This is a genomic window from Kitasatospora sp. SC0581, from assembly GCF_048159585.1.
Classification (GTDB): Bacteria; Actinomycetota; Actinomycetes; order Streptomycetales; family Streptomycetaceae; genus Kitasatospora.
Genome location: NZ_JBLRWA010000033.1, coordinates 20,326 through 31,884 on the forward strand (window position 1 = coordinate 20,326; position 11,559 = coordinate 31,884).

Below are 11,559 nucleotides of genomic sequence, written 5' to 3' on the forward strand. Positions count from 1 at the left end.
GGGGGACCCTCATGGACGCTTCCACCACGGCCCGCCGCCTCGGCCGGGCCGCCGCGCTCGCCGTCGCCGTCGCGCTCGCGGTCACCGCGTGCACCTCGGGCGGGGCCGGCTCCGCCGACAAGGTGGCCAAGAGCGAGCCGCCGAGACAGGACTCCGAGGACGTCAACCCCAAGGCGCCGGACCAGATCAAGGACGGCGGGGAGGTGCGCTTCCAGCTGGACCAGTGGATCACCCAGTGGAACCCGCTCCAGGTGGACGGCGGCTCCTACACCGACACGGTGAACCTCATCCGCGCCCTGGAGCCCTCGCTCTTCCGCACCGACGCCTCCGGCGCCTTCCGGGCGGACCCGGACTACCTGGTGGGGGCCGAGGTCACCTCGACCTCGCCGCAGGTGGTCACGTACAAGCTGAACCCCAAGGCCACCTGGTCGGACGGCAAGCCGCTGAGCTACCTGGACTTCAAGGCCGACTGGCAGGCGGGCAACGGCAAGGACCCGGCGTACAACATCTACGACCCGTCCGGCTACGAGCTGATCTCCGCGGTCGAGCAGGGCGCCGACCCGAGCGAGGTCAAGGTCACCTTCTCGGAGCCGTACGCGGACTGGCAGAACCTGTTCCGCCCGCTGATCCCGGCGGCCGGCATCGCCACCCCGGACGACTTCAACAAGGGCTGGGTGGAGAAGGTCCCGATCACCGCGGGCGCGCTGAAGATCGGTGTGGCGGACAAGACCGCGCAAACCATCAGCCTGGTGCCGGACCCGGCCTGGTGGGGCACCCGGGCCAAGCTGGACAAGATCACCTTCCGGGTGATGGACAAGGCCGCGAGCATCCAGGCGTACCTCAACAACGAGATCGACTTCGCCTCGGCCGGCACCGCCGCCGCGTACGGGCAGCTCAAGAACGCCAAGGACACCGTGATCCGGGCCGCCAGCCCGTGGGACGAGGTGCACATCTCCTTCGGCGGCACCGGCGCGCTGGCGGACCGGACGGTCCGCCAGGCACTCGGCAAGGCGCTCGACCGCTCGGCGCTGATCAAGATCGCCAACAACGGGGTGCCGGTGGAGTTCAAGCCGCTCGGCAACCACATCATCATGCCCAACCAGACCGGCTACCAGGACAACTCCGGTGAGTGGGCGACCTTCGACCTGGCCGCGGCCAAGAAGCTGCTCGACCAGGCCGGCTGGAAGGAGTCCGGCGGCGGCCAGCCGCGCACCAAGGACGGCAAGCCGCTGGAGCTGCACTGGGTGCTCAGCGACGGCACCGCGCAGGCCCAGCTCGACCTCGCCACCGCGGCGGCGGCGATGTGGCAGGCGGCCGGGGTCAAGGTCGACCTGGACAAGGTGGCGGCCAACGACTACTTCGCCAAGTACGTCACCCCGGGCAAGTTCGACATCGCGAGCTGGCGCAACACCGACTCGTTCCCGAACTCCAAGAGCCTGGCCAACTTCCGCCTGCCGGTGGGCGACAACACCTTCAGCAACCCCTCCCGGCTGGGCACCCCGGAGATCGACGCGCTGCTGAAGAAGGCGGCCGGGACGGTCGACCCGGCGGAGGCCGCGAAGCTCTACAACCAGGCGGACGCGAGGATCTGGGAGCTCGGCCACACCGTCGAGCTCTACCAGCGGCCCGCTGTGGTGGCGACCCGCAAGGGGCTGGCCAACTACGGCGCCTTCGGTCTCGCCCAGGAGGACTACAGCAAGCTCGGCTGGGAGAAGTAGCCGCCGCCGGGGCGGGGCGGGCCGCACGGCAGGCGCTGGCGAGCAGCGCGGTGATCACGAGGCCGGTGGCGCGGACGCGGGGGGATCGGCTCCGCCGCCCCCGCAATCCCGCCACCCGCCTTGACCTTCCGCGTTGCCCGCACGCCACCCGTGTCGTGGGGCCCGGCAGGGCCCGCGCTCTTCCAACCGGGGAAGAATCTAGCGGCGCTCCGGTCGCTCGCGACGCAGCGCGCGGGGCGCGCCCGGAAACCCGCCGCGCTGTCACCCGGTTCGCGCACCGGAGCGTCAACTACGGCTGACGGCAAGGAAAAAAGGGGACATACGGGGCCATCGTACCCGGGGGCGCGCGGACATTCCGGGCCGCGCCGGAGCGTGCACAGCTGTTGCGCCCGCGTGCACAGCCGTCGCGCCGGTGCGTGCGCCGGGCCGGGGCCGCTGCCAGGATGCGCGGGACGGTCCCCCCGCCCTCCTCCCGACTCCCCGGAGCAGCTCCGATGGCCAGTGACCCCGCCGCGACGGCACGCCCCAGCCACCCCGTCGATCCGCCGCCGGTGCGCCGGATGGTCCCGCGCGACCGGAGCGAGCCGCACCGGGTCGCCACCCCGCTGGAGCTCTTCTTCGACCTCTGCTTCGTGGTCGCGGTCGGCCAGGCCGGGCGCGAACTGGCGGGCTCGCTGGCGGCGGGGCACTACGGCGACGGCCTGCGCGGCTTCGTGCTGGCCTTCTTCGCGATCTGGTGGGCCTGGATGAACTTCACCTGGTTCGCCTCCGCGTACGACGTCGACGACGTGCCGTACCGGATCACCACGCTGGTGCAGATCGCCGGGGTGCTGATCCTCGCCGCCGGCGTGCCGCGGATCTTCGCCGCCCAGGACCTGACACTGGGGATCGTCGGCTACGTGGTGATGCGCCTGGCGATGGTCACCCAGTGGCTGCGCGCGGCCGCCTGCGAACAGGGCCCGGCGCGCCGGGTCGCGCTGGGCTACGCGGTGGGGATCACGCTCTGCCAGGCCGGCTGGGTGGTGGTGCTGTTCCTGCCGCAGGACGTCCGGCTGTACCTCTTCCCGGTCGGGGTGCTGTGCGAGCTGGCCGTGCCGGTGGTCGCCGAGCTGTGGAGGCAGACCCCCTGGCACCCGCACCACATCGCCGAGCGGTACGGGCTGTTCACCCTGATCGTGCTCGGCGAGACGGTGGCGGCGGCGACCGTCGCGGTGCAGTCGGCGGTGGACGAGCACGAGGAGCTGGGCCGGCTGGTGCCGGTGGCGGTCGGGGGGCTGCTGATCTGCTTCGCGGCCTGGTGGATCTACTTCGCCCGGCCCGTCCACGAGCACCTGCGCTCCAACCGGCAGGCGCTGGTCTGGGGGTACGGGCACTACCTGGTGTTCGGCTCGGCGGCGGCGATCGGCACCGGGCTGGAGGTGGCGGTGGAGTCGGCGGTGCACCAGGCGCACATCTCCGAGACCGCCGCCACCGCGACGGTCACCGTGCCCACCGCGCTCTACCTGGTCACGGTCTGGTTCCTGCACTCCCGGCACACCAAGCGGGGTGCGGCGGCCCAGTCGGTGGCGCCGACGGGGGCCGCGCTGGTGCTGGCCTGCACCGCGCTCGGCGGCTCCGGGGTGCTCGCGGCGGGCCTGGTCTGCGCGCTGATGGTGGCGGTGGGCGTGCTGGTCCACGGCCGGGAGAGCAGGCGGGCGGGCGCCCGCCGGGCCTACTGATCCGCGGTGCGTACCGATCCACGGGGCACGCCCAGTCCGAACCGCTCAGTCCGAACCGCCCTGCCCGCCCCGCCCGTCAGCCGACCCGGCCCAGCAGCACCGGCTCGTGCCGCGCCAGCCAGTCCAGGTAGGCCGGGTTGACCTTGGCCAGATCCAGGTAGGCGGCCCGCAGTTCGCCGTACAGCGCGTCCAGCGCGGGCGGGCTGAGCACGCGCGGACGCCAGGTGAACAGCAGCCGGACGGCCAGCGGGTCCCCGTGCACCGGGCGGACCACCGTGCCGGGCCCGGGCAGCGAGGTGGGCTGGCAGGGGCGGACGGCCTCGCCGGAGGCGACCAGTTCGGCGGCGGTGGCGTTGTCCCGCACCTGCAGCACCCGGGGGTTGAGCCCGGCCTCGGTGAACACCCGGCGCATCGCCGCGTACTCGTGGTCGGCGGTCGGGTCGACCATCCAGGTGTCCTCGGCGAGGTCGGCCAGGTGGACGACGTCGCGGGCGGCGGCCGGGTGCCCGGCGGCGAGCGCGACGAACTGCGGCTCCCGGGCCATCAGCACCCGGTGCTCGGCGTCCGGCGGCACCCGCAGCGGGAAGCCCTCGCACTCGTGCACGAAGGCCACGTCCAGCTGGTCGGCGGCGACCATCCGCAGCAGCGCGCTGGCCGAGATGTCCACGTGGATGGTGGTGTCGGTGTCCGGCAGCCGCTCGTGCACCCGGCGCAGCCAGGCCGCGACCGCCCGGCTGCCGACGCTGCCGATCCGCAGCCGCCGCTGCCGGCCGGGGCCGGCCGAGTCCCGCGCCTCCTGGCGGGCGGCGGCCACCAGGGCGGCCATCTCGGTGATCACCGGCCGGGCCCGGGAGAGCACCGAGTGGCCGAGCGCGGTGGGCCGGCTGCCGGTCTGCTCGCGGGTGAACAGGGTGCCGCCGATGGCCCGTTCGATGCGGTGCAGCTGGGTGGTGAGGGAGGGCTGGGTCATGCCGAGCTGGAGCGCGGCCTTGCGGAGGCTGCCGCTGTCGGCGATCGCGCACAGCACCCGGAGGTGTCTCACGTCGAGCTCCACGTCGGGAGCATAGACGCCGTCGCACCCCTTCGCCAAGGACATGACAGGCATTCAAGGCATGCCGAAGGGCCGGCCGACGGACCGACCGGCTGAACGGCCGACGGATCGACCGGTGCGCCGCACGACGGCACCGGGCCGCTATGCGGTGGTGCTATCGCCGGTTGGCATCATCCGCGACGGCCCCGCCCGGGTCGAAGCTCGGGGGCAGCAACCCGCCCCTCGGCCACCGCCCGGGGCGGCCCCCACCGTGCGCCCCGGCCGGGCCCGGCCCCCATCGGGCCCCGGCGAGCCGGCGCACCGCGAAACCGGAGTCCCCACATGAAGCGATCCGTGCTGTCCGCAGCCCTGGGCCTGACCCTCGCGGCCGGCCTGGCGGTCCTGCCCGCCACCGCCGCGAACGCCGCTCCCGCCGCCCCGGCCGTCCAGGGCTACACCCCCTCGACGTACGCCGGTTCGGCCGCGGAGGCGGCGAACAACCAGGCCTTCTTCCAGGCCGTGATGGCCTCGGCCAAGGCCAAGCAGGCCGCCAACCCCGGCCTGGCGACCGTCACCGTCACCTACGACACCGCGAACGCGCCCTCCTTCACCAGCCAGATATCCCAGGCCGCGCAGATCTGGAACAGCTCGGAGACCAACGTCCGGCTCCAGGCGGCGAGCGGCAGCGGCGACTTCTCGTACTACGAGGGCAACGACAGCCGCGGCTCCTACGCCAGCACCGACGGCCACGGCCACGGCTACGTCTTCCTCGACTACCAGCAGAACCAGCAGTACAGCTCGCTCCGCGTGGTGGCGCACGAGACCGGCCACGTGCTCGGCCTGCCCGACGACTACTCCGGCCCGTGCAGCGAGCTGATGTCCGGCGGCGGCCCCGGCCCGTCCTGCACCAACCCGTACCCCGACGGCAACGAGCGCAGCCAGGTCGACTACCTCTGGGCGAACGGTCTCGCGGCGCGGAACTGACGCGAGCGGCAAGCGGGTTCGGGGTGGCGGGCCGCTCGGCCGGAATCGAGCGGCCCGCCACCCCGGGTACTTCCCCGGACCGGAGCCTAGCCGCCGCCGGAACGGAATGCCAGGGGCACGATTGAGTCAAGGCGAGGAAAAGACAGCTCAAATCGACTCCATAGCAGGGGTATTGAACGGTGCTATCGCGGGTTGGCATCATCCGCGCACGCGCCGGGTTGCCCGAAGCTCTGGGGACACCACCCGTTGACCAGGTGTTCCCCCCGGCCGGCCCCCAACCGGCCACGTCACCTCAGGAATCGGAGCCCCCACATGAAGCGATCCGTGCTGTCCGCCACCCTCGGCCTCGCCCTCGCGGCCGGCCTCGCCGTGCTGCCCACCACCGCCGCCGCGGCCGCGACGCCGACCGCCCCGGCCGTGCAGGGCTACACCGCCACGACGTACGCCGGTTCGGCCGCGGAGGCGGCGAACAACCAGGCCTTCTTCCAGGCCGTGATGGCCTCGGCCAAGGCCAAGCAGGCCGCCAACCCGGGCCTGGCGAGCGTCACCGTCACCTACGACGCCAGCTCCGCCCCCTCCTTCCGCAACCAGATATCCCAGGCCGCGCAGATCTGGAACGGCTCGGTCGCCAACGTCAAGCTGCAGTCCGGTTCGGCCGCCGACTTCCGCTACTACGAGGGCAACGACAGCCGCGGCTCCTACGCCAGCACCGACGGCCACGGGCGCGGCTACGTCTTCCTCGACTACCAGCAGAACCAGCAGTACAGCTCGGTGCGCGTGGTGGCGCACGAGACCGGCCACGTGCTCGGCCTGCCGGACCACTACTCCGGCCCGTGCAGCGAGCTGATGTCCGGCGGCGGCCCCGGCACCTCCTGCACCAACCCGTACCCGAACACCACCGAGCGCAGCCGCGTCAACTCGCTCTGGGCGCGCGGCTGACCCGGGCGCTGAACCCCGGGCGCTGAACCCCGGACGGTGAACCCCGGACGGTGAACCCCGGACCGGCCGCCTCGGCGCGGCCGGTCCGGGGCCTCGGCGCTTCCCGGGTGCGATCCGGTCCGGGGCCTCGTCGCTCCCCGGCGTTGTCGGTGCCGCGTGCGAGCATGCGGCCGAGACCCGTACGCCCCGACCGCCAGGAGCCACCGCCATGCCCCGTTCCGCCCCCGACCGGCTCGCCGACCTCCCGTACGCCGAGCTGCTGCGCCCGCACACCGGGCCGCTGCGCGCCGACGAGCGGTACGACACCGCGCACTTCGACGGCGGCGAGCACACCGACGAGTCGGGCGCCGGGGCGGCCTTCCTGGAGTGCGCCTTCACCGGTGTCGCGCTCAGCGGGGTCAAGCTGCGCCAGGCCCGGTTCAACGAGGTGTGGGTGCAGGCCGGCCGGTGGGTCGCCTGCGACCTGAGCGACTCCGAGTGGCAGGACAGCTCCTTCGTCGGCGGCGTGCTCGCCGGGGTCGCCGGGTACGGCTCGGCGCTGCGCCGGGTGGTGTTCCGGGGCTGCAAGCTGGAGGCGGTCAACCTGCGCTCGGCCGTCCTGCGGGACGTCGTCTTCGAGGACTGCCTGCTGCGCGACGTGGACTTCGGCGAGGCGAAGCTGACCGGGGTGTCCTTCCCCGGCTCCACGCTGGAGGAGGTCCGGCTGCGCGGCGCCACGCTGAGCCGGACAGACCTGCGGGGCGCCGTCCGGCTCGGCCTGGTCGACGGCCACCAGGGGCTGCGCGGGGCGGTCATCAGCTCGCTCCAACTGATGGAGCTGGCCCCCCAGTTCGCCCACGCGCTGGGGATCGAGGTCAAGGACCGCTGAGCACCTGAGCCCCTCCGCGCGTTCAGCCGGGCGTCGCTCGGTGACGCCCGGGCGAACAGTCCGCCAAACCTGCCGTCGGCACCTGGTGGGCCGGTCGGGCCGAGGTGGAGACTTCTCCGCGATCGATGGCCCCGACTTGTGCACACAACATCGCCAGCGAAGGGACGGACCGGTCTGATGGCCGAGTTGAGTCGTAGGAAGTTCGTCACGCTGTCCGGCGCCGCCGCGGCAGGCCTCGCCGTGGCCGGCACCGGAGCCGCGGGGCCCGCGGGGGCCGCCCAGGGAAGTGGCGCGGCTCCCGCTTCCACCGCCGCGCTCAGCGCGACCGGCACCATCACCGACGCCCGGCACGTGGTGATCCTGATGCAGGAGAACCGCAGCTTCGACCACTACTTCGGCACGCTGCGCGGCGTGCGCGGCTTCGCCGACCGCAGCGCCATCCAGATCTCCGGCGGCTACAGCGTCTTCAACCAGCCGAACGGCCTGCTCGCCCGCCAGTACCCCTGGCAGTTCAGCCAGACCAAGCCGGCCGGCGGAGCGGACCCGGAGCGCCTCGCCCAGTGCAACGGGGACCTCAGCCACGGATGGGGTGACCAGCACAAGGCCTGGAACGGCGGCAAGATGGACTCCTGGGTCGCCGCCAAGGGCAACGTCCGCACGCTCGGCTTCCTCACCCGCCAGGACATCCCGTTCCACTACGCCCTGGCCGAGAACTGGACGATCTGCGACGCCTACCACTGCTCCGTGCTCAGCGCGACCGGCCCCAACCGCACCTACCACTGGTCCGGCCAGATCGACCCGGCCGGCACCGCGGGCGGCCCGGCCTACGACGGCGGCGACGAGAAGGGCCTGCGCTGGCAGACCTACGCCGAGGCGCTGGAGAGCGCCGGCGTCAGCTGGAAGGTCTACCAGAACGCCGCCGACAACTACGGCGACAACGCCCTGGCGTACTTCACGAACTTCACGGGCGCCCAGGCCGGCAGCCCGCTGGCCGTCAAGGGCATGGGCTCGGTGCCCAAGGTCACCGGGCGGACACCGGACGACATCGCCGCCGCCATCAAGGCCGACGTGCTGGCCGGGACGCTGCCGCAGGTGAGCTGGATCGTCCCCGACCAGGCCTCCTCCGAGCACCCGTACGCCACCCCGGTGGACGGCGCGCACTTCGTCCACATGGTGATCGACGCGCTCAACGCGGACCCGAACGTCTTCGACTCGTCCGTCCTGTTCATCAACTACGACGAGAACGACGGCTTCTTCGACCACGTCCCGCCGCCCGCCGCCCCGGCCGGCACCCCGGGCGAGTTCTACAACGGCACCAACATCGGCCTCGGCTTCCGCGTCCCGCTCATCGCCGTCTCGCCGTGGACCCGCGGCGGCTGGGTCAACTCCGAGACCTTCGACCACACCTCGGTGCTGCGCTTCCTGGAGACCTGGACCGCCGCCCTCGGCAAGCCCGCCACCTGCCCGAACATCAGCGACTGGCGCCGCCGGGTCTGCGGCGACCTCACCAGCGTGTTCGACTTCGCCAACCCGGTCTACGGCCTGCCCGCGCTGCCCGACACCTCGCAGACCATCGGCCTGTCCGCCTGCGGCCCGCTGCCCAACCCGGCCCCGGTGAACAACCAGCTCCCGGTGCAGGAGTCCGGCACCCGCCCGGCGCGCGCCCTGCCGTACCAGCCGAACGCCAACCTGGACCACCTGGAGTTCGGTTCCGGCGGGGTGATGAAGGTCTGGATCGCGATGGACAACGGGGGCGCCGCCGCCACCAAGTCCGCGCACTTCGCGGCCTACGCCAACGCCTACCGCGGCGGCGGTCCCTGGCAGTACACGGTGGACCCGGGCGGCAGCACCAGCGACTTCTTCAACTGCGGCACCAACTTCGGCGGCGGCCCGTACGACCTCACGGTGGTCGGCCCCAACCGCTTCCTGCGCCGCTTCAAGGGCGACGCGACGAAGGCGGGCAAGAACGCCGCCGTCACCGCCTCCTACGCGGTCGAGCCGGGCACCGGCAAGCTCGCGCTCTACTTCAAGCTCGCCAACTCCGGCAGCACCCCGATCACGTTCACGATCGCGTCCAACAACTACCGCACCGACGGCCCCTGGACGTACCAGGTCCCGGCCGGCGGCAGCGTCAGCGACTTCTTCAACGCCGTGGCGTACAGCAACGGCTGGTACGACTTCACCGTGACGGTGGATGCGGACAGCACCTGGTCCCAGCGCTTCACCGGCCACCTGGAGACCGGCGCTCCCAGCGTCACCGGCTGACCGTCGTTCCCACCGCGCCGAACGGGGCCCCACTCCTCCGCCGAGAAGTGGGGCCCCGTGTCACCGCCGCCAGAACAGGTGGTGGGCCACACCGCTCGGGCTGGGGACGACCTCCAGGTGGAACCGGTCGAGCAGCTCGTCGGGGGACTCCCAGAGCTTCAGCCCGGTGCCGAGTTCCAGCGGGGAGACCGCGATGTGCAGGGAGTCCACGAGGTCGGCGTCGAGGAACTGGCGGATGGTGGTGACCCCGCCGCCGAGGCGGACGTCCTTGCCGTCGGCGGCCTCCCGGGCCTGCTTGAGGACGGTGGCCGGATCGCCGTCGACGAAGTGGAAGGTGGTGTCGGAGAGCGTGAACGACGGCCGGGTGTGGTGGGTCATGACGAACACCGGCGTACGGAACGGGGGCTCGGCACCCCACCAGCCGCGCCACTCGTGGTCCTGCCACGGCCCGCGCTGGGGGCCGAACTTGTTGCGGCCCATGATCTCGGCGCCGATGTTGCGGTCGAAGTCCCGGGTGAAGTAGTCGTCCAGGCCCCGGCTGCCGCCGGGGTCGGTGCGCATCGGCCAGCTCGCGGTGGCCCCGGCCCAGGAGAAGAGCCGCTCGGGGCGGTCGAGGCCGAACGGCAGCTCGAAGCTCTGGTGCTCGCCGGCCGCGACGCCGTCAGCGGAGACGTTGAAGTTCATGACTCTGAGCAGTTGGTTCATGACTGGGGCTCCTGTCCCGTGATCGTGCGGCGGGGTGCCGCACACCGGGACGTCGGAGCGGACCCGGCGGGATTGACGTCGGGCCCGGGATTTTTCGAGGACTTCTCTCGGGGGCGGTCCGGGCCCGTCAGGCGAACGGGCCCCGGGGGAACCACGGGTCGTGGACCTCGCGGGGCCCGTCCGGGGTCAGCAGGGTGAGGCCGAGCGCGCCGGAGGCGTACTCGGCGAGCTGCACCGAGCCGTGCCGGGTCTCCAGTTCGGCCTGCACGGGCACCGGCAGCTTGGTCAGGGCCCGCCGCAGCTGCAGGGCGTCCCGCCGGCTGATCGGCTGCGGCGCGCGCAGCACCAGCCGCAGCGGGCTCATCGGCCCGGCCACCGGCACGCCGCTGCCCAGCTCGTAGCCGACCGCGCCGATCGGGCCCCAGGGCAGCCGGTGGTCCGCGACCAGCCGGCCGACCTCGGGCAGCAGGGCCAGGGCCGGGATGCCGGCGAGCCGTTCGGGGGCCAGGTGCCCGCGCCGGTCGGGGAGCTGTTCGGGCCGCAGGGTCCGGGCCACCGCCGCCCAGGGGGCCAGGGCGTCCAGCCGCTGGCCGGGGCGCGGGCCGCGCACGGTCACCGGGAACCACAGCTCGGGCGCGGCCTCCGGGTCGCGGGTGCAGCGCTGGGGGTGCGGCAGGTCCACCGGGTTGCCGACCACGGCGGGCGCCCGGCCGACCGTCACCCAGGGGTGCGCCCGCAGCACGGCCCGTGCCCAGTCCGGCAGTTCGCCGCCCGCGAGGGGCCGCAGCGAGCTGGGGCACTGCATCAGCAGCAGGTCGTGGGCGCCGGGCAGCCGGCCGTCCAGGGCGGCCAGCGGGCCGACCCGCCGGCGCGGTCCGTCGTGCTGGTCCTCGGCGGTGCGCCGGGCGGGGCTTCCGGGGTGTACGACGGTCACTGCGGGCTCCAGGGGGTGGCGTGGATGTCGCCGACGGCCACCACCCTCCGCCCGTCCGGCGGCTCCCGGCTACGGCCCTTGGACGCGTTCACCAGGGACCAAAGGCTCAAGGTGCGCCCGTCCGTGCCCGGTGTGAGAGTGGGGGACAGCCCGGCATTCCGTCGTTCCCCCCGGAGGAGGAGCCATGGGCATCTTCGACAGGTTGTTCCACCGGCCGCAGCACGAGTCCGTCGGGCAGGAGTCCGCCCAGCGGGCCGCCCTCGCCCACGACGAGGCCGCCGACGCGTACGGCGACGACATCGAGCGCACCCGGGAGCAGCAGGAACGGCTCGCCCAGGAGGAGGCCGACCGGCGCGCCGCCGAGAACATGACCGCCGAGGGCGACCCCTGGGGCTGAG

The 11,559-nt window shown here is 73.1% G+C and carries 10 protein-coding genes; 7 read left to right on the forward strand and 3 right to left on the reverse strand.

The features are described from left to right. Positions 1 to 11 precede the first annotated feature (11 nt). A complete protein-coding gene (locus ACLWS4_RS32105; RefSeq protein WP_387827510.1) occupies positions 12 to 1,718 on the forward strand; it encodes an ABC transporter family substrate-binding protein in 1,707 nt (568 codons plus the stop codon). A gap of 494 nt (positions 1,719 to 2,212) precedes the next feature. Further along, the gene (locus ACLWS4_RS32110) at positions 2,213 to 3,436 is read left to right on the forward strand and encodes a low temperature requirement protein A (RefSeq protein ID WP_416875979.1); all 1,224 of its coding nucleotides are present in this window, start codon (positions 2,213 to 2,215) and stop codon (positions 3,434 to 3,436) included. Positions 3,437 to 3,512: 76 nt separating this feature from the next. On the opposite strand, the gene ACLWS4_RS32115 is transcribed toward ACLWS4_RS32110, so the two are convergent. Then, entirely contained in the window at positions 3,513 to 4,490 is a 978-nt protein-coding gene (locus tag ACLWS4_RS32115) for a LysR family transcriptional regulator (RefSeq protein ID WP_380778881.1), read from the reverse strand. 318 nt (positions 4,491 to 4,808) lie between these two features. Here ACLWS4_RS32115 and snpA (ACLWS4_RS32120) point away from each other — a divergent pair, with 318 nt between their 5' ends. From snpA (ACLWS4_RS32120) to ACLWS4_RS32135, 4 genes are all read left to right on the forward strand, one after another. Then, positions 4,809 to 5,450, forward strand: coding sequence for a snapalysin (snpA, locus tag ACLWS4_RS32120; RefSeq protein ID WP_416875980.1), 642 nt, complete (start codon positions 4,809 to 4,811; stop codon positions 5,448 to 5,450). Positions 5,451 to 5,762: 312 nt separating this feature from the next. After that, positions 5,763 to 6,389: a snapalysin gene (gene snpA / locus ACLWS4_RS32125; RefSeq protein ID WP_049652228.1), complete on the forward strand. Its 627-nt coding sequence runs from the start codon at positions 5,763 to 5,765 to the stop codon at positions 6,387 to 6,389. Between the two features lie 208 nt (positions 6,390 to 6,597). Continuing rightward, positions 6,598 to 7,257 carry a pentapeptide repeat-containing protein gene (locus ACLWS4_RS32130; protein WP_049652227.1) on the forward strand — a complete coding sequence of 220 codons (660 nt, stop codon included), beginning with the start codon at positions 6,598 to 6,600 and terminating at the stop codon, positions 7,255 to 7,257. Between the two features lie 177 nt (positions 7,258 to 7,434). Next, positions 7,435 to 9,522, forward strand: coding sequence for a phosphocholine-specific phospholipase C (locus ACLWS4_RS32135; RefSeq protein ID WP_416875981.1), 2,088 nt, complete (start codon positions 7,435 to 7,437; stop codon positions 9,520 to 9,522). A gap of 60 nt (positions 9,523 to 9,582) precedes the next feature. Here ACLWS4_RS32135 and ACLWS4_RS32140 read toward each other — a convergent pair whose 3' ends face one another. Further along, a complete protein-coding gene (locus tag ACLWS4_RS32140) occupies positions 9,583 to 10,227 on the reverse strand; it encodes a dihydrofolate reductase family protein (protein WP_416875982.1) in 645 nt (214 codons plus the stop codon). Between the two features lie 127 nt (positions 10,228 to 10,354). Continuing rightward, positions 10,355 to 11,161: a phosphoribosyl-dephospho-CoA transferase MdcG domain-containing protein gene (locus ACLWS4_RS32145; RefSeq protein ID WP_117487882.1), complete on the reverse strand. Its 807-nt coding sequence runs from the start codon at positions 11,159 to 11,161 to the stop codon at positions 10,355 to 10,357. Between the two features lie 184 nt (positions 11,162 to 11,345). Between ACLWS4_RS32145 and ACLWS4_RS32150 the strand changes: the two genes are divergently transcribed. Then, the gene (locus ACLWS4_RS32150; RefSeq protein ID WP_049651940.1) at positions 11,346 to 11,558 is read left to right on the forward strand and encodes a hypothetical protein; all 213 of its coding nucleotides are present in this window, start codon (positions 11,346 to 11,348) and stop codon (positions 11,556 to 11,558) included. The last annotated feature ends 1 nt before the right edge of the window (position 11,559 follow it).

Bases quoted from the DNA above. Each gene is read 5' to 3' on its own strand.
- ACLWS4_RS32105 (WP_387827510.1), top strand. From the start codon at position 12: ATGGACGCTTCCACCACGGCCCGCCGCCTCGGCCGGGCCGCCGCGCTC.
- ACLWS4_RS32110 (WP_416875979.1), top strand. From the start codon at position 2,213: ATGGCCAGTGACCCCGCCGCGACGGCACGCCCCAGCCACCCCGTCGAT.
- snpA (WP_416875980.1), top strand. From the start codon at position 4,809: ATGAAGCGATCCGTGCTGTCCGCAGCCCTGGGCCTGACCCTCGCGGCC.
- snpA (WP_049652228.1), top strand. From the start codon at position 5,763: ATGAAGCGATCCGTGCTGTCCGCCACCCTCGGCCTCGCCCTCGCGGCC.
- ACLWS4_RS32130 (WP_049652227.1), top strand. From the start codon at position 6,598: ATGCCCCGTTCCGCCCCCGACCGGCTCGCCGACCTCCCGTACGCCGAG.
- ACLWS4_RS32135 (WP_416875981.1), top strand. From the start codon at position 7,435: ATGGCCGAGTTGAGTCGTAGGAAGTTCGTCACGCTGTCCGGCGCCGCC.
- ACLWS4_RS32140 (WP_416875982.1), bottom strand. From the start codon at position 10,227: ATGAACCAACTGCTCAGAGTCATGAACTTCAACGTCTCCGCTGACGGC.
- ACLWS4_RS32150 (WP_049651940.1), top strand. From the start codon at position 11,346: ATGGGCATCTTCGACAGGTTGTTCCACCGGCCGCAGCACGAGTCCGTC.